Source organism: Chryseobacterium binzhouense (assembly GCF_007474545.1).
GTDB lineage: Bacteria > Bacteroidota > Bacteroidia > Flavobacteriales > Weeksellaceae > Chryseobacterium > Chryseobacterium binzhouense.
This window is the reverse complement of record NZ_VKOG01000002.1, coordinates 539,678-557,268: the sequence shown is the minus strand read 5'-3', so window position 1 is coordinate 557,268 and position 17,591 is coordinate 539,678. Positions and strand designations below refer to the sequence as shown.

The 17,591-nt window shown below is 35.2% G+C and carries 19 protein-coding genes; 6 read left to right on the top strand and 13 right to left on the bottom strand.

All coding sequences use genetic code 11. From position 1 onward, the window contains the following. Positions 1–23: 23 nt before the first annotated feature. Positions 24–2,096 carry a TonB-dependent receptor plug domain-containing protein gene (locus FNE73_RS08390; RefSeq protein WP_143884180.1) on the bottom strand — a complete coding sequence of 691 codons (2,073 nt, stop codon included), beginning with the start codon at positions 2,094–2,096 and terminating at the stop codon, positions 24–26. 165 nt (positions 2,097–2,261) lie between these two features. Between FNE73_RS08390 and FNE73_RS08385 the strand changes: the two genes are divergently transcribed. Next, positions 2,262–3,449: a homogentisate 1,2-dioxygenase gene (locus FNE73_RS08385; RefSeq protein WP_143884179.1), complete on the top strand. Its 1,188-nt coding sequence runs from the start codon at positions 2,262–2,264 to the stop codon at positions 3,447–3,449. A 236-nt stretch (positions 3,450–3,685) separates the two neighbouring features. On the opposite strand, the gene FNE73_RS08380 is transcribed toward FNE73_RS08385, so the two are convergent. Together FNE73_RS08380 and FNE73_RS08375 are read right to left on the bottom strand one after the other, a co-directional pair. Further along, positions 3,686–4,054 (bottom strand): VOC family protein, encoded by a 369-nt coding sequence (locus FNE73_RS08380; RefSeq protein ID WP_143884178.1) that lies wholly within the window; start codon positions 4,052–4,054, stop codon positions 3,686–3,688. 178 nt (positions 4,055–4,232) lie between these two features. Next, positions 4,233–4,859 (bottom strand): FMN-dependent NADH-azoreductase, encoded by a 627-nt coding sequence (locus tag FNE73_RS08375; RefSeq protein WP_143884177.1) that lies wholly within the window; start codon positions 4,857–4,859, stop codon positions 4,233–4,235. 123 nt (positions 4,860–4,982) lie between these two features. Between FNE73_RS08375 and FNE73_RS08370 the strand changes: the two genes are divergently transcribed. Together FNE73_RS08370 and FNE73_RS08365 are read left to right on the top strand one after the other, a co-directional pair. After that, positions 4,983–5,363, top strand: a complete 381-nt coding sequence (locus FNE73_RS08370; protein ID WP_143884176.1) for a winged helix-turn-helix transcriptional regulator — start codon at positions 4,983–4,985, stop codon at positions 5,361–5,363. Positions 5,364–5,646: 283 nt separating this feature from the next. Then, positions 5,647–6,087, top strand: a complete 441-nt coding sequence (locus tag FNE73_RS08365; protein WP_228429958.1) for a hypothetical protein — start codon at positions 5,647–5,649, stop codon at positions 6,085–6,087. Between the two features lie 143 nt (positions 6,088–6,230). Here FNE73_RS08365 and FNE73_RS08360 read toward each other — a convergent pair whose 3' ends face one another. From FNE73_RS08360 to tsaE, 3 genes are read right to left on the bottom strand one after another with little or no spacing between them, the layout of a single operon-like run. Beyond that, entirely contained in the window at positions 6,231–6,602 is a 372-nt protein-coding gene (locus FNE73_RS08360; protein ID WP_143884175.1) for a hypothetical protein, read from the bottom strand. After that, positions 6,602–7,795 (bottom strand): alanine dehydrogenase, encoded by a 1,194-nt coding sequence (locus FNE73_RS08355; protein ID WP_143884174.1) that lies wholly within the window; start codon positions 7,793–7,795, stop codon positions 6,602–6,604. Before FNE73_RS08355 ends, FNE73_RS08360 begins: the two co-directional genes overlap by 1 nt. A gap of 47 nt (positions 7,796–7,842) precedes the next feature. After that, positions 7,843–8,250, bottom strand: coding sequence for a tRNA (adenosine(37)-N6)-threonylcarbamoyltransferase complex ATPase subunit type 1 TsaE (gene tsaE / locus FNE73_RS08350; RefSeq protein WP_143884173.1), 408 nt, complete (start codon positions 8,248–8,250; stop codon positions 7,843–7,845). Between the two features lie 78 nt (positions 8,251–8,328). On the opposite strand from tsaE, the gene dnaG reads away from it, so the two are divergent. Further along, positions 8,329–10,302: a DNA primase gene (dnaG, locus tag FNE73_RS08345; RefSeq protein WP_143884172.1), complete on the top strand. Its 1,974-nt coding sequence runs from the start codon at positions 8,329–8,331 to the stop codon at positions 10,300–10,302. 55 nt (positions 10,303–10,357) lie between these two features. Next, on the top strand, positions 10,358–11,041 hold the full coding sequence (gene clpP / locus FNE73_RS08340; RefSeq protein ID WP_143884171.1) for an ATP-dependent Clp endopeptidase proteolytic subunit ClpP: 684 nt from the start codon (positions 10,358–10,360) through the stop codon (positions 11,039–11,041). Between the two features lie 74 nt (positions 11,042–11,115). On the opposite strand, the gene msrB is transcribed toward clpP, so the two are convergent. The 7 genes from msrB to FNE73_RS08305 form a co-directional block, all read right to left on the bottom strand. Beyond that, positions 11,116–12,210, bottom strand: a complete 1,095-nt coding sequence (msrB, locus tag FNE73_RS08335) for a peptide-methionine (R)-S-oxide reductase MsrB (RefSeq protein ID WP_143884170.1) — start codon at positions 12,208–12,210, stop codon at positions 11,116–11,118. 23 nt (positions 12,211–12,233) lie between these two features. Next, positions 12,234–12,671 (bottom strand): DUF417 family protein, encoded by a 438-nt coding sequence (locus tag FNE73_RS08330; protein ID WP_143884169.1) that lies wholly within the window; start codon positions 12,669–12,671, stop codon positions 12,234–12,236. A 77-nt stretch (positions 12,672–12,748) separates the two neighbouring features. After that, the gene (locus FNE73_RS08325; protein ID WP_143884168.1) at positions 12,749–13,015 is read right to left on the bottom strand and encodes a hypothetical protein; all 267 of its coding nucleotides are present in this window, start codon (positions 13,013–13,015) and stop codon (positions 12,749–12,751) included. Positions 13,016–13,026: 11 nt separating this feature from the next. Then, positions 13,027–13,581: a sigma-70 family RNA polymerase sigma factor gene (locus FNE73_RS08320; protein WP_143884167.1), complete on the bottom strand. Its 555-nt coding sequence runs from the start codon at positions 13,579–13,581 to the stop codon at positions 13,027–13,029. A 178-nt stretch (positions 13,582–13,759) separates the two neighbouring features. Continuing rightward, a complete protein-coding gene (gene asnS, locus FNE73_RS08315) occupies positions 13,760–15,208 on the bottom strand; it encodes an asparagine--tRNA ligase (protein WP_143884166.1) in 1,449 nt (482 codons plus the stop codon). Positions 15,209–15,345: 137 nt separating this feature from the next. Continuing rightward, complete coding sequence (locus FNE73_RS08310) at positions 15,346–15,945, bottom strand: CDP-alcohol phosphatidyltransferase family protein (RefSeq protein ID WP_143884165.1); 600 nt, start codon at positions 15,943–15,945, stop codon at positions 15,346–15,348. A 26-nt stretch (positions 15,946–15,971) separates the two neighbouring features. Beyond that, positions 15,972–16,538 (bottom strand): hypothetical protein, encoded by a 567-nt coding sequence (locus FNE73_RS08305; protein WP_143884164.1) that lies wholly within the window; start codon positions 16,536–16,538, stop codon positions 15,972–15,974. A 107-nt stretch (positions 16,539–16,645) separates the two neighbouring features. Between FNE73_RS08305 and FNE73_RS08300 the strand changes: the two genes are divergently transcribed. After that, positions 16,646–17,590, top strand: a complete 945-nt coding sequence (locus tag FNE73_RS08300) for a helix-turn-helix domain-containing protein (RefSeq protein ID WP_143884163.1) — start codon at positions 16,646–16,648, stop codon at positions 17,588–17,590. Position 17,591: the final 1 nt, after the last annotated feature.

Here is a 17,591-nt window from a genome sequence, read left to right as displayed (position 1 = left end):
AAATTGAATCTTTACATTAAAACTTATTTCAAATTATATTTGACGCCTAAAAAACCTCTGATTCTCTGCATCGGTGCAAATCCGTAAGTTGTATCAAATGTATATCGGTTCGGGTTGTTTATTGGATCGTTTATCTGATTGTCAAATGGATCAAACGGTCTGATAATAGGATCTTTTGGGGTGAAATTGAATAAGTTTTTAATTCCGCAATACACTTCAAACCCAGATCTGAAACTTTTTGAAACCTGAATATTTGCTAAAGAATACCACGGAGAATATTCCGGTCTGTAATCATTTTCTAAAATCGGCAGTCTCATAGGACCATACAGTTGTCCCGTAAAATCTACAGTCAGATTATTTTTAAATTTATACGTTAAGCTGTAAGTTCCGCTCCATTTTGGTGCATGAAGCTGCTGTGACTTTTGCCTTTCATCATCAAATTTTTGGTAAACATCAAGATACGTTATTCCCAGATTGATGCTCAAAGGAAAGCTCAGGGCAAAATCTGCATTTAGAGAAACACCTCTCGAAATACCGTAGCCATTGAGATTATCATAGATAATCTTTTCAGGATCTGAGTCAAAATCACCCACAATTTTATTGCTGAAATAGGTATAAAAAGCCGATGCATCAAGATTGATCAGCTGATTTCCGGCAGGAATTTTCCACATGTAATTCAAATTTCCGTTTACTGATCGTTCCGGCTGAAGATCAGACTTAATTATTACCTGTCTGGAACCCGTCAAAGCAGCATGGTCTTCGGTAAACAGGTTTACTACCCGGAAACCCGTTCCGAAATTAAATCTCAATGTATGAAAAGGATTGGGTGAAAGTTTCCAGGCAAACCTTGGTGAATGTACACTCTGATGTATTTTGTCATAATCAAATCTATACCCGAGAAGCAACGTATTTTTTTCATTGATTTCCCACTGATCCTGAATGAAAGCGCCAAAGATTGGTGAATTCATCGGTTCATTATTTAGTCCGTCTGAAGATAAAGTTCCTGGTGTATTGTCATCATAAAAAGTTTTTTTGTAGGTCAGTCCCAAAATAAAATCATGATTTTGTATTTTTTTATCCCAGTAAGTCTGAATAAAAGCTGTTTTTTGCGTAGCGAGATAGGAGTTGTTCCCATAAAATGAATTCTGATCATGAAAATTATATGAAAACTGCGTCATAATATTTTCTTTAAAAGGAAGCTGATAAATACCAAAAGCTTCAAAACGATTTGTGTAAATGCTTTCTCCATAGATTTGGTCACTGCCGCGGTAAGATTTGTTCCACTGCATTTCTCCTCCAAAACGGTCTTCGTATAAGTATCTCAGCGCAAAGCTTGCCTGTCGATTTTCTTTTCTTCTAAAATTCCATTTGTTAAAAACCGAAATTCTGTTTTGCAAAGCTCCGTCTGTAAAGTTGTCATTGTTTTCGTCAAATCTCTTGGTGAAATTAAAATAATTCAGACTCAGTAATGAAGCTGTATTTTTACCCAAATTAAATTTTGTAGACAGATCAAGATTATTTTCTGCCCAGCTTGTAGTCATTACATCAATGCTTAATTTGGGTGCTGTCAAAGCATTTTTAGTGATGATATTGATGACTCCGCCCATTGCTTCGGAGCCGTAAATAGATGAAGCCGGACCTTTCACAACTTCAACTCTGTCTATTAAACTGTTTGGAATTCCGCTTAAACCATAAACGGTGGAAAGTGAGCTTACAATGGGCATTCCGTCAATTAAAATCATCGTGTACGGTCCTTCCAGTCCGTTGATGTGGATGTCTCCAGTATTACAGACCGAACAATTCAGCTGTGGCTGCACGCCATTTACCATCGAGATGGCTTCGAAAATATTAGGTGTCGGATTTTTCTGAAAGAATTTTTGGGAATAAATTTCTACCGCAACAGGACTTTTTGATTTACTGACAGGCTTTATTGTTCCCGTAATGACAACATCATCAATTTCTTTAGTATTTAGCTCTTCCTTTTTAGGAATTGCAGCCGAATCTGTTTTTTTTAATTGTTGAGCAGCTAAGCTATCTGTTTCCTGAGAGAAACAAAATAAAGACAAAAACATAAAAGGAAATAATATTTGCCTCATAAAATTAAAATTGTTAGACAAAACTAACAATTATTTTTAGAATATAAAAACTAAATATTGTCAAAATTAATTTATAGAAATTGATGCTTAAAAAATGTGATTTAAATTGTTTTCATTCATTTCATTTAAAAATGTTAAATTTGAGAATCACATATACCAAGTAAAATGAGATACCATCAGTCGGGAAATATCCCTCAAAAAAGACATACCATTTTCAAATCACCGGAAGACAAATTCTATTACGAACAGCTTTTCGGAACGGAAGGTTTTCACGGAATTTCTTCCCTTTTATACCATATTCACCGTCCCACCCAGATCAAATCAATCGGGGAAGCAAAAGATGTTGCTCCGAAAATTGCAATTGAGAAGAATGTAACTCCAAGGATGTTTAAGGGAATGAATGTAACTCCTGAAGACGACTTTTTGGACAGCCGTAAATTTCTGATGGTCAACAACGACCTGAAAATGGGACTGTCAAAACCGAGAAAGTCAATGAATTATTTCTATAAAAACGCAGAATGCGATGAGCTTTTGTTTGTACATCAAGGAGCAGGAATTCTGAAAACTTTTGTCGGAAATCTGGAATTTTCTGTAGGTGATTACCTGATTATCCCGAGAGGAACGATTTATCAGGTTGAGCTGAATTCTGATGATACAGTATTGTTTGTTCTGGAAAGTCATTCTCCGATTTATACTCCAAAAAGGTACAGAAACGAGTTTGGTCAGCTGCTGGAACATTCGCCTTTTTGCGAAAGAGACATTATTGCACCCACATTTGTTGAACCAAAAGATGAAAAGGGTGAATTTTTGATTAAGGTTAAAAAAGAAAATCAGATTACAGATTTCATCTATGCAACACATCCGTTTGATGTCGTAGGCTGGGATGGATACTTTTATCCGTATAAATTCAATATTAAAAATTTTGAACCGATAACAGGAAGAATTCATCAGCCGCCTCCGGTTCATCAGAATTTTGAAGGACACAATTATGTAGTTTGTTCGTTCTGTGCAAGAATGTACGATTATCATCCGCAGGCAATTCCTGCGCCTTATAATCACTCAAATATTGATTCTGATGAGGTTTTGTTTTATACCGAGGGTGATTTTATGAGCCGGAATCATATTGATCTGATGGATTTTACGCTTCATCCTGGAGGAATTGTTCACGGACCGCATCCGGGAGCAATGGAAAGAAGTATCGGAAAGAAATTTACCGAAGAATATGCCTTAATGGTAGATCCTTTTAAACCATTAAAAATTACTGAGGAAGCATTGAAAGTTGAAGATCCATCTTATAAGACCTCTTGGCTGGAAAGCGAAGACCACAGTTTAAAAGATCGTTTGCAAGAGTAGCTTTTATTTTAATTTAATAAAAAACATCAGTAAATTATTGCTGATGTTTTTTATTGGGGCTAAACTTCGTGCTATAAATGTATTTTAACTGCCACAAAATCTTTGGTGCAATTGTTTTGTCTGTCGATACTGTTATTGATGTTTAGTAATGTCTTTATGGATATAGCACAAAGCTGATAAAAGTATCAATGAACAACACTTTTATCAGCTATATTAAGGTGAGTGAGAATTCTGTTTTATCCTATTGAATGGAATCCAACTTTGTTTCCTTCTGTATCGATAAAAAGCGCAATAAAGCCTCTGTTTTCACCAATATTAGTTTTCGGAAGAATAATTGTGCCACCAGCACTTTCTACTCTGCTTAACGGAATCGAAAGGTCTTTTCCTCCATCTAAGTATACGGTTGTGCCAGTCATTGAAGGAACGAATTTCTCACCGATAGCAATTGCTCCGCCAAATCCGCCTTTTTGTGGATCAGACGGTAAATATGCATATTGCATATTAGGGTCTTCATGAATTTGAGCATCTAACACTGTAGCATAAAATGTTTTTGCTCTAGCGAAATCTATTGCAGGGATTTCAAACCAATTTAGAGTATTGACCATTTTTATAAATTTTTATTTGTTTTTATTTTTTTTAGTTTGTTAAGAATTAGCAAAGTTTACTTATAGTTTAACTGTTCTGCATTGTCTATGTGTTTCGGCGGAGTCTTTTAAAAGTTTGCACGAAAATGATGGGATTTTTAGGAAAAAAATGCCTTTTAGTATTTAACTCGCTAACAAATCACCCAAATACAGGTAACACCAACTGATCAATCTGTGTCTTGGCATTGCGTATTTTCTCCTCAGGATTAAACAAAAGTCCGGAAGCATCAATAATTTGGACGTGTTGAATACCCAATGTCTGCCATAAATACTTTGCATACGGAGTTGCGAAATCCTTCTCGCTGCCTATGCCAGTACCGCCGCTGGTAAACAGGATGTAAACGCTGCGGGCTCGGAGTAGACCTTGCGAAACACCGTCTACGTATTCAAAGGTCGTATTGAGACGGCTGACATGGTCGACGTATGATTTAAAAGTAGAAGGAACAGTCCAGTTGTAAAGTGGCATGCCAAGCACCACCACGTCTGCGGTAATAAGTTCGGCAACCATCTCGTTAGAAAGCTGCATAGCCTCCTGCATGACTGAAGTTGGGTTTTGCATGGAATACAGACTTCCATCAACAAAAGCCTCATTTGGGAGTGGTAAGCCTGTCGCTAAATCTCGGGTCGTAACGTTAGCCTCAGGATATTCCCGCAACAAGCGAGTGACTAAGTGGTCGGTCAGATGTCGGGACACTGAATCGGCATAACGCGAGCTGCTGTCTAAGCGCAGAATTTCAAGAGGGCGGATGAAAGAGTTGTTAGTCATGATAAAAAGAATTGAAATGAAGTAATTGATTTTCTATTTTTTGTTTAGTTTTATTTATTTTTGTATTGCAAATATGCAGAGTTAAGTTAAATAAAAAAAGTAGGACATTTAAAACGTGTAAGTATGGAAAATAGTACTATTACTGAAAATAAGGAAGATAAGTCAGAAAAAAAAATCATTTTTGATGAAAAGTCTTGTCCCGTAACAGCAACAATGAAAGTTTTGGGCGGAAAATGGAAAGCAATATTAATTAATGCTATCTATCATACCTCTCCTGCAAGATTTGGAGAATTGAGGCGAAGTGTAAAAGGAATAACCCAATCAATGCTCACTTCTCAATTGAGAGAGTTAGAAGATGATGGAATTATTAACCGAAAAATCTATGCAGAAATTCCTCCAAGAGTAGAATACACTTTGACTGAATTTGGGCTTACCTTATCACCTATCATGCAATCAATGGCTGATTGGGGCTATGAATATAGAATGAAAAAGCAAAAGGAATAGTGTACTAAATTTCTACTCTTTAAGTTGGTCGCATATTTTGTCATCATCTTTTTGAATTCAGCAAAATTTTGTTTCGATTCTGTTTAGAAAAATGCTTTGAAGTCCTAACTATCAATTTTCGGTTAAGTTAAACAAATATAAATTTGATATATATTGGCATTTGAAATGATTTTTTTATGGACAAAATTCTCCGAGAATGGTGAGTTGACAAATCAAATGATAGCTACAGTAAGGAAAAATTAGAACTAAAATACTAAGATGAGTAAAGATGTAGTTTTAAAAAATGAGTAATTTTGTAATACTACATTATTACTCACTGCCCATTGCTATGGAAGAAGTTATCACAAAACCAATTATTGCGAAAGAACTGCTGGAATCTCTCCAGACAAAAATAGAGGAGGAGAAACAGGTCATTGTACACTGTTGCTTTCCCGCATCTCCCTTTTGGGGAAATCTTATCAGAATTTGGAATACCACATATCTTATTGATGAGACTTCCGGACACAGAAGCAAACTTATTCATGCAGAAAATATCAGCATTTATCCTAACTGGACTCCCGTTCCTTTTATGAGAGACTTCTGGTTTACATTGGTTTTTTCAGGCTTACCTAAGGATTGTAAAAGCTTTGATTTTAAAGAAGTTATTCCCGAAGAAGGTGGCTTTTTTGTTAAGTCGATTAAAAGAAATACATCAGATATTTACCGAATTAAGATCTCGGAATAATTTTTATTTTAAACTGATCAGAACAGGGTTGTATACCTTCAATCCTGTAAAAGAAATTTAAACTTACTGTTTGTCATTTTAAAACCACACTTAATTCCCAATATTTAGGACAGAGATTAACCATGTTAATGATTTAATTCAAGTTATTTCAGTTTTTTCAGGGAAAGCAAAACCGCCTTTTCTTCACACTTTTCAAAAGTGATTTCGAAAGAAGGTTTTTTTTCAGGATAAGACAGAAGATAATCCGGACATGGCTTCTTTTGTGCATTACTGCGGTCAAAATCAATTTTTCCGTTGGTGATGATACTGTCTTTCAGAAACTTTTCATCTATTTTCAAAGCATTCATTTCAGATTTAAACTGATCAGAATATTCAAAGTCTTTAGAAAGTGTTTCGGCGATAACACGGCTGTTAGGAAGATATCCGCTGCAGCTTACGCCTTTTTTATTAAGTACGAAAAAAACAATAATCAGCCCCGGAACAAGACCAATCATAAAGAATTTTAGCTTTTTCATTAGAAAATTAAAAGATTGATGTCATGATAAGTAAGTCCAAAGCGGTCGCAGATTACTTTTTTAGTATGTCTGCCTTTGTACATATAAAGACTTTGCTTCATTTCATTTTTTCGTAAAAGCATATTTTCAAAACCTCCTTCTTCGTCATAATTCAGGATATATGATAAAAAGAAATTTGAAATCGCTTTGGTTGTAGTTCTTGGCATTTTAGAAGTTAGATTCGGAAGTCCGCAGTGGATAACACCATGCTTGATGATGTAAGGATCTTCCATCGTAGTAAGTTCGGAAGTTTCTATGGCTTTACCGTTGTCAATAACAATATCAATAATTACGCTTCCTTTTTTCATCTTCATCACCATTTCTTCTGTGACGATAGGCTGCATGTTGAGTCTTGGTAAAGCGCCGATTACTACATCAGCTCTTCGGATGCTTTTGCTGAGTTCTTTAGGGTCAATAATAGAAGTCGGAACTCGGCTGTCTACCAAAGTATGTAATCTTCTGAGTTTGGAAAGTGAATTATCAAAAACTTTTACGCTGGCTCCCAATCCGATGGCTGCTTTGGTTGCAAATTCGCCGACAATACCGGCTCCCAGAATCACAACTTCGGTTGGTCTTACACCGGTGATTCCGCCAAGCATCAATCCGTTGGATAAAGCTAATAGTTCTGATGCATAAAGAATAGAAACGCTTCCTGCAATTTCTCCGATTAATCTTACCAGTGCAAGCTGTTTGTATTCATCCGCAATAAATTCAAAAGCAATAGCATTGATTTTTTTCTCGGCAAGCTTCATGAAATAATCTTTGTCACGGAGATTGATCTGAAGTGCAGAAACAAGATACGAACTGGGTTTCAGATATTCTATTTCCTCTTCAGTAGGAGGATTTACTTTAAGAACAAGATCCTGTGCAAATGCTTCTTTGGGATCCTGAGTAATTTTGGCACCTGACTCTGAGTATTGTAAATCTGTAAAAAATGAGCCTTGTCCTGCGCCTGATTCTACAATGATTTCGTGGCCATGTTCTATAAGAACCTGCACTGCATCGGGAGTTATACATGTTCTCCTTTCGTTGAGACACGTTTCTTTTGGAATTCCGATACTGAATTGTTTGCCCTTTTTGATTACTTCCAGCTTTTCCTCTTTCGGCATCAGTTCTTCTTCTGAAAAAGGCGTAAAAATATTTGTAGTACTCATTTTTATTCAATTATGACTTACCATTTTGTTCAGCAAAGATATAATTTTTAATCGAATGTGATTTCTCTGCTTTCGCCGGTATTCTGTATGCTCATTGAGTGAAACTTCAGACCGTAAAGTTCATCCTCGTATACTTCGGGCCATTCTATGATGCACAAAAAAGAATTATCCAGATATTCTTCAATTCCAATGTCGTAAACTTCATCAATATTTTTGAGACGGTATAAATCAAAATGAAAAATCTTTCCTTTCGGAGAACTGTATTCATTGACGATAGAGTAGGTAGGTGAGCTTACTTCATCTGTACTCCCCAGATTTTTAAGTAAAAACTGGGTAAAAGTTGTTTTTCCGGCTCCTAAATTCCCCTTTAACAAAAGAATATTATGCTGTAGCTCAGGTAAAATTGCATCTGTGACCTTTTGCCAGTCGTTGATGTTTTTTATGCTGAAATTCATTGATTTTATTTGTTGCAAAATTATAACAAAACTGTCATATTTGTTACTTTAATTCCTATTTTCACTACTTTTGCGGTTATGATCTCCAAGCAGACGATAGATAAAATATTTTCCACAATCAGGGTAGAAGAGATTGTTGGTGAATATGTGCAGCTGAAAAGAGCAGGATCCAACTTTAAAGGGCTGAGTCCGTTTCATGAAGAAAAATCGCCCAGCTTTATCGTTTCTCCCAGCAAACAGATCTGGAAAGATTTCTCAACAGGAAAAGGTGGAACGGCGATTTCATTTCTAATGGAAATCGAAAATTTCACTTATCCGGAAGCGCTTCGCCATGCAGCTAAAAAATACGGAATTGAAATTGAAGAAGACAAACGGGAATTTTCTGAAGAAGCCAAAATTGCGCAGTCAGAAAGAGATTTACTCTACAAAATTCATGAAGTTGCCAATGAGTTTTTCCAGAATGTTCTTTGGGAAAATGAAGAAGGAAGATCAATTGGTCTGTCTTATTTCAGAGAACGGGAACTGAAAGACGATATTATCAAAAAATTTCAGCTCGGATATTCTCCCGAAAAAAAGAATGCTTTTACCGAATTTGCACTCGAAAAAGGATACACCAAGGAGGTTCTGGAGAAATCAGGACTTTCTATTTTTCCTGAAAATTCTCCCGGCGGTATCGACCGTTTTAGGGAAAGAGTGATTTTTCCGATTCATAGTTTTTCGGGGAGAGTTTTAGGCTTTGGAGCCAGAATTTTAAAAAGCAATGTAAAAACTGCCAAATATCTCAACTCGCCTGAAACAGAAATTTATCACAAATCTAATGTTCTGTATGGTTTAAACCAAAGTAAACAGGCGATTTCCAGAAAAAATGTCTGCCTTTTGGTGGAAGGATATATGGATGTGATTTCTCTGCATCTTTCAGGAATTGAGAATGTAGTGGCGAGTTCAGGAACTTCTCTCACAACGGAACAGATTAAGCTGATCAAAAGACTGACAGAAAATGTCACCATCCTTTTTGATGGGGACAATGCAGGAATTAAAGCGAGTTTCAGAAGTATTGATATGCTTTTGGCAGAAGGGATGAATATTCGTGTTTTGCTTTTTCCTGAAGGTGATGATCCGGATTCTTTTGCCCGAAAACATCCGCAGGATTATGTGGAAAAATTTATCGAAAACGAAGCTACAGATTTTATAGATTTTAAAGCTGAAATTCTTCTGAAAGATGCTGGAAATGATCCTATCAAAAAAGCAGAAGCAATAAGAAATATCGTAAAATCTGTTTCTTTTGTACAGAATGCTTTAAAGAAAGAAATTTATTTAAAAGAAGTTTCCGGCAAGTTCGGTCTGTCTGAGCAGAGTCTATTCAACGAGCTGGATGTGCAGCGGCAAATTACCGAGAATCAAAACCAAAGAGTTCAGCAGAAAGAGCAAAAACCTGCCAAGCTTGAAATTGTTCCTAAACCTGAGCTGGAGGTTGATTCTGTTCAGTTTAATATTTTTCATCAGGAAAATAAACTTATTAATCTGATGATGATGTTTGGGGATGTTGTCCTGCAACGCACCAATGAAGAGAAACAAAAGTATGAGATTACGGTGATTGAAGAAATTCTCCATCATTTTGAAGAGGAAAACTATGAATTTCAAATAGAAATCAACCAAAAAATTATTGAGTCCATCAAAGAAGGAATTGAAAATGAAGAACTGCGTTCAGGTAATTTTTTCCTTAAAATGATGGATGAAAATATTACTCATAAGGTTGCAGATGCTCTTATGATTCCAAATGAGCTGAGTGACTGGACAACCCGGAATATTTTTCCGCCAAATATCGGTGATTTTGTTTCTACTGAAGTAGAAGCTGATATTCTGATTCACAAATATTACTATATTCATTTTATAATTAAAAAAATGACACAGGAATTGGAGCTGTACCGTGATACAGATCAGCAGAAATATTTTGAGAACATTAAAAAGATCATGATGCTTACAGAATTTTCTAAACATATTATTGATAAGTTAGGATGGTCGCCTGTGACAAAAAGTCCTATAAAATTTTAGGAATAAAAATTGTAATTTAGGTATCAGTAAATTTTAAGAAATTATACCAATAGATATGGACATTAAAAAAGAATTCAGAGATTTCTCAGTAAAACATTTGGGAAACAGCGGTTTGGTAACCGATCAATATATGGGAGCATTCAATCCTACCAATCTTACACCTTACATTATGGAGGAAAGAAGAATGAACGTAGCGCAAATGGATGTTTTTTCCAGATTGATGATGGACAGAATTATTTTCCTTGGAACAGGAATAGATGATCAGGTTGCGAATATTGTAACAGCACAGTTATTATTCCTGGAAAGTTCTGATCCTAATAAAGATATTCAGATTTACATCAATTCTCCGGGGGGAAGTGTTTACGCAGGTTTGGGAATTTATGATACCATGCAGATCATTAAGCCTGATGTTGCAACTATCTGTACCGGAATGGCAGCTTCTATGGGAGCGGTTCTTTTGGTTGCCGGTGAGAAAGGAAAACGTTCTGCTTTGAAGCATTCCAGAGTGATGATTCATCAGCCAAGCGGCGGTGCACAAGGTGTAGCTTCGGATATGGAAATTAATCTGAGAGAAATGCTTAAGCTGAAAAAAGAATTGTACGATATTATTTCTGAACATTCCGGACAGACGTACGAATGGGTAGAGAAAGCGTCTGACAGAGATTATTGGATGACTTCTTCTGAAGCAAAAGAATTTGGAATGGTAGATGAGGTTTTACACAGATCAAAAGAGAAATAATTTTTTCCTCGAACAAAATAAAATTCGGCGCACCTCTGCGAGGCGCGCCGAATTTTTTAAATATCTTAGATCTATTATTTTTTGTCTAAAAGCGAAATATACTCTCCGTATCCTTTCTGTTCCATTTCTGCTTTCGGAATAAATTTCAGCGAGGCTGAATTGATGCAGTAGCGAAGTCCGCCTTTATCTGCCGGACCATCGTTAAATACATGTCCCAAATGTGCATCTCCTGTTTTGCTTCTTACTTCAACTCTGGTCATTCCGTGAGAACGGTCTAATTTTTCATCAATCAGCTTTTTGGTAATCGGCTTAGAAAAACTTGGCCATCCACAGCCTGATTCAAATTTATCGGTTGAGATAAACAAAGGCTCTCCGGTGGTAATATCTACATAAATTCCTTCTCTTGTTTCGTCCCAATACTCATTTTGAAATGGTCTTTCAGTTCCGTTTTCCTGCGTTACATTATATTGTTCGGCAGTAAGTTTTTCTTTCAAAACTTTCTTATCCTGCTTTTGGTATTTTACCTCTTTTTTAGGCAGTGGGTTTGCATTTCTTGCCATTTCAAAAAGACCCGGCTCAATATGGCAGTATCCTCCCGGATTTTTGTCCAGATAGTCCTGATGATAATCTTCTGCTTTATAGAAATTTTTCAAAGGAATAGTTTCTACCACTACCGGTTTGCTGTAGTTTTTGGCTAGTTTTTCCACTTCAGCTTTCACAATCGCTTCAGTCTCTTTGTCTGTTGAGTAAATTCCTGTCCGGTACTGGTTTCCTCTGTCATTTCCCTGTTTGTCTATACTTGTAGGATCAATAGTTTTAAAATACAGATGAATTAAAAGTTTAAGATCTACCTGCTCAGGATCATAAAGTACCTTTACCGTTTCGGCAAAACCCGTAGTGTGGCTTACGACTTCTTCATAAGTAGGATTTTTAGTATTTCCGTTGGCATATCCTACTTCAGTTTTTACCACTCCTCGAACTTGTTGAAAAAAATGCTCGGTTCCCCAAAAACATCCTCCTGCAAAATAGATTTCTTTTAAGTTTTTACTGTTCATAATGGTGTTATTTTCTTTTTTATTTTCTGTGGATTTTGGTTTTGCATCTCCACAACTTCCTGCAAACACAGCTATTCCGAAGCTTAATCCGAATAACATTAATATACTTTTCATTTTTCTCTTATTATTTAAATTCATTATTTATCATTTAAAATCATTAATCCAAATCCCAAGAGCATCAAATCTTTCAGAATGAAAAAATCTGTAACAGGAAATCCGTCAACAACTTTCCATATTCCGGGAGTTGTGAAGAGATAGCTTAGTGTTACGGTGAACACTGCAATCATTCCGATTCCTGCAAACCTTTTCAGCATTGCAAATTTCGCACTAAACAATAATACAATTGCAATGATAATTTCTATCGTTCCGATAGCATTTGATACCGATTGAACATTTATATAATCATAAACGAAAAAAGTAAGGAAATGGTTTTCCAATAAGGGTTTTATTGCGTTGGCTTCTGTAGGAGTGAATTTAAAAAGCCCTATCCACAGCAAGATTAAAGAAGCTCCTAATAAGGAAATAGTGTAGCCTGTTTGGTACGTTTTGTTTTTAACTGATGTTGTTCCGCTCATTTTTTTTAGTTTTTAAATGAATACTTTTATTTTCAAAAGTATAGTCGGAACAAGAATAAAATCCTGACAGCTTTTTTCTATATTTTCAGATTTTTCATCGTTTTTTCTTTAAAATTCTGAATATCAACTGAATCAGTTGATCTTTCGGACTGAATTTTTCTTTTTAAAATATCATCCAAAATTTTCAATTTTTCCTGATAAGATCTGCACCATCTGCATATTTTCAGATGAATATTGAGCTGTTTTTGTTCTTTGGAAGAGATCGTTTTTGCAATACTTTTTTCCATGAGCAGGGTAGCGGTGCTGCATGGTAGAAAGAGTTTATGAATTAGTTTTTTTAGCATTTTCAGTTCATTTATGTGGACAAAAACCAATTGAGTTCCAAACACTCTCTTAGCTGTAGCCTGCTTCTTTGTAGAATCTTCCAAAGATTAGTCGCAGAAAGTTTTAATTCCTGACAGACTTCTTCTCCTTTTTTTTCTTGAAGATAATACAATTTTATGGGAATTTTCCATCTTTCCGGTAAATTTTCTATACAACTATCAAATATTTGATTAAAATCAGAATCATTCAACAGCTCGTTTTCTTTATCTGAAATGTTCCATTCTGCCAATACATCATCATTTCTCCATGAGCCCGTTTCATCAAAATAATGATCAAAACTGATATGAGGTTCAGATTTGTATTTTTTTCGGTAAAAATCAGAAACTTTTCTTTGAAGAATTGCCATAAGCCACGTTAAAGGCTTGCTTTTGCCTTCAAAAGATTCATAAGAATGAAAGGCAGCAACAAAAACGTCCTGTACAATGTCTTCTGCCTCTGTTTTGTCTGAAAGTAGAAAAACGGCACGTTTCAGTAAAGGAGCCGAATACTGATCAATCCAGTTTCTGAAGGTTTCGTTTTTGGTCATTCTTTCGATAGGTCAAGTGCTGAATAATCCGATCATTAAATATTTGGTAAAAATTTAATTATAATTATCCAGCAAAGTTTGAATTTATTTAACAATAAAAAGTAAAATTAATTTAATTTCAATAATCAGCAAATAAAAATGTCTCTGGAAATTTCAGAGACATTGTATGTTTTAAAAATTAAAATTCAGCGTTTTTCGGTGTTCTTGGGAACGGAATTACGTCTCTGATGTTCGTCATTCCCGTTACGAAAAGAACCAGTCTTTCTAATCCTAATCCAAATCCGGCATGCGGTACAGAACCGAATTTTCTGGTATCTAAATACCACCACAATTCGTGCTCATCAACGTGCATTTCTGCCATTTTTGTTTTTAGAACATCTAATCTTGCTTCTCTTTCGGAACCACCGATTATTTCACCAATTCCCGGGAAAAGTACATCCATTGCAGCAACCGTTTTATTGTCGTCGTTCAGTTTCATGTAGAATGCTTTGATTTCTTTCGGATAATCAAATAATACTACCGGGCTTTCAAAATGTTTCTCAACCAGATATCTTTCATGCTCAGACTGAAGATCGGTTCCCCAATTCTCCACCGGATATTGGAATTTTCCTTTTTTATTCTCCTTTGAGTTCATTAAGATCTCAATAGCTTCTGTGTAAGAAACTCTTTTGAATCTTTTAGAAACTACATTTTCAAGCTTTTCAATCAGACCTTCTTTTGCTCTCTCTTTTTCAGGTTTAGATTTTTGTTCTTCTGCGAAACGCTTGTCTAGGAAATCCAGGTCATCTTTGCAGTGATCCAGAACATATTGAATTACATATTTTAAGAAATCTTCTGCAAGATCAATGTTATCTTCCAGATTATTGAAAGCCACTTCAGGCTCAATCATCCAGAACTCTGCTAAGTGACGTGTTGTGTTTGAATTTTCTGCACGGAATGTCGGTCCGAAAGTATAAATTCTTCCCAATCCCATTGCTGCTGTTTCTCCTTCAAGCTGTCCGGAAACCGTCAAATTGGTTTTTCTTCCGAAAAAGTCCTGAGAAAAATCAATATCTCCCTGCTCATCTCTTGGAATATTATTTAGATCAAAGTTGGTCACTCCAAACATTTCTCCGGCTCCTTCCGCATCGGCTCCTGTAATAACTGGTGTGTTGATGTAGAAAAACTGGTTTTGGTTGAAGAAAGAATGAACGGCAAAACTCACCGCATGACGTACTCTGAAAACAGCTCCGAATAAATTGGTTCTGAATCTTAAATGCGCCTGCTCTCTCAAAGTTTCCAATGAGTGTTTTTTAGGCTGAAGAATTGTTTTATCTCTTTCTTCGGTAAAATTATCTCCTAAAATGGTAATTTTTTTCGCCAGAATCTCTACGGTTTGTCCCGCTCCCTGGCTCTCAACAACTTCACCAACAATTTTGAGAGAAGCTGCTGTACTGATTTTAGAAATTATTTCTTCATCGAAATTTTCAAAATCAACAACAATTTGCAAATTATTAATTGTAGAACCATCATTTAGCGCAATAAAGCGATTAGAACGGAAAGCTCTTACCCAGCCGTAAACCGTAATGTCATGATGTAATACTTTTTTGTAATCCTGTAGGATTTCCTTAATTGTCTGCTTTTTCATTTGTTGATAATAAAATTTTTTGTCTAAAAATTAATGTGCGCAAAGTTACAAAAAAACAGCGCAATTTGAGGATTAGGCTGTTTTAATTCAATTTATTTATCCATTATTTGATGAAAAAACTATGCTCTCAATATGAATCAGTTGAAGAAGATAGACTTCTTTCTCTCTTTTCCTTTCCTGATTTTCCATGCATGATAAGAGCTGGGAACATCATATTGCCATTTTGGAAGAATTAAAATAATCAGAATAACATCAAGATGAGAGATAAATCCCAGAATTATTGTTAAGATGAAAGTCCAGTCGGCTTTTTGCAACCCTATTAAATATGTTAATGCTAAAAGTAAACTCAATCCCCATAACTTTGAAAGCCATGCATGAGTGGAGGTTTCCTTTCCGAATTTTATCCAGCTTATGATATAACAAAGTGCTTCCATAAAGAAAATTAAAGCAATTCCTTTCCATTCGTTTTTTATTATTTCCGGATTAAGGAAATAGGCTGCAAAACCTAATGATAGCCAGAAAAACAAATCTACCTGACTGTCGAGTCTTCTTAATTTTTCGGATGAAACACCAATTTTTCGGGCTATAATTCCATCAAAGATATCAGTTAATAAACCGAAATACATTAAAGCTAAAATTAAAAATTGGGAATCTTCACTCTGGAAATAGGCTAATAAGAGTATGACAGGGGCTAAAATGAAGCGTATGGCAATGAGAATATAAGGTATATTTTTCATGTTTTATATTTTATTTAAAAATAACATTATTGGATTCTTTTATATTTTTCTACATAATTGATGCTATATCCCGATCCCATAATTAAGAGAAAGGCTCCGTCGTTATTATAATAATCCTGTATAAATAAACCGTTCTTACCGGTAAGTCCTATTTGTGATTTAAATCCCAGACAACCGCCCAGCAAATAAGGAATTCCGTGACATTTTACAGTATGATTCTTTAATACCAATACTCCTTTCTTAAGTTTTGCGTCATATTTAAATGAATATTTGAGTGAGTCATTTTTTAAGATCCTGAATTGTACTTCATAGCTTTTATCCTTTAAATTTGAAACAGCTTTTACAGATACTTTATCAGATTCTGAAATATTGGGATTTTTTATATTAAGCATTTCCGCAACAGTTCGCAGTCTGTCAGATTTCTGGTTTCCTGCATTAATGTGCTCATATCCTTTAAACTCAAACTCTCCATTAATCAATGAAACATTTTCTTTTTTAAGTGTTGTCATATCATCTTTAATCAATTTGCGATCAAAAGAAACACAGGAATTAAAAAACAGTGCAAGAAGTAGAATTAAAAAAAAGTTTTTCATAGTTCAGAATTTTAAAATTTTATAATTCAAAATTATTGGCAGAAAGCACAAAAATGAATGCGATAAAAAATTAAAATAAATGCCTAAATTTGTGAAAATCGCAAATTGTGTTTCAGGAGCTTTTACTTAAAGAAATTAGAAGAAAAATAGGCGACAAATCTCTTAATGATGAGATTGCGAATATTCTTAATATCAGTTATGATGCGGCACACAGAAGAACATCTTTGAAGGCTAAGTTCAGTCTTGAAGAAGCTTTGGAACTTGCAAGATATTTCCAGATTTCTCTGGATCAGTTTCAAAATTCTGATCATCATATTTTGGTTAAAAGAACAACAGCTGTAAAACGAACAGAAGATCTAAAATCTTTTTTTCAGAATAATCTGAATGTTTTTGAAAGTCTTCCTCTTTCCGAAGAGATGACGATTTATTATTCTGCTAAAGACATTCCTTTTTTTTATACACTTTCAGATTCCATGCTTTCCCGTTTTAAAATTTATGTATGGATGAATCTGCTGAATGCGAAGCAGGTGTTTATTCCTTTTCTGGAATTTTCGCCACCTGATTTTGAATTGGACACACAGGAGTTAAAGAAAAAATATGAAGAACAGAATATTGTTGAATTATGGAATGATATGACGGTGTCCAGTATTTTACAACAGATTATATTCTATGCGGAAACGGGACACCTGAAAACGAACGAAGCACAGGTTATCCTTTTTGAGCTGAAAGAACTTATAAGATATATCGAAGACAAAATAGAAAACAATCCAAAATTTCAGTTGTACGAAAATGAGCTGATGCATCTTTCCAATGACATTTTTTTTCATCATCCGCAACGGTCACTTTTTGCAATTCCAACAAATATGTTTGGTTATCTCTTAATTAATAACGAGAAAACCTGTAAGGAAACTCATAATTATTTTGAACACCAGATCAAAAATTCAAAATCGCTGAATACCTCCGGCAACCGCGACCGTAAAATATTCTTTAATAAAATGTATCGTCAGATTGAGGCTTTAGAACAAAAATTATTAACTGGAATGTGGTTTTAGA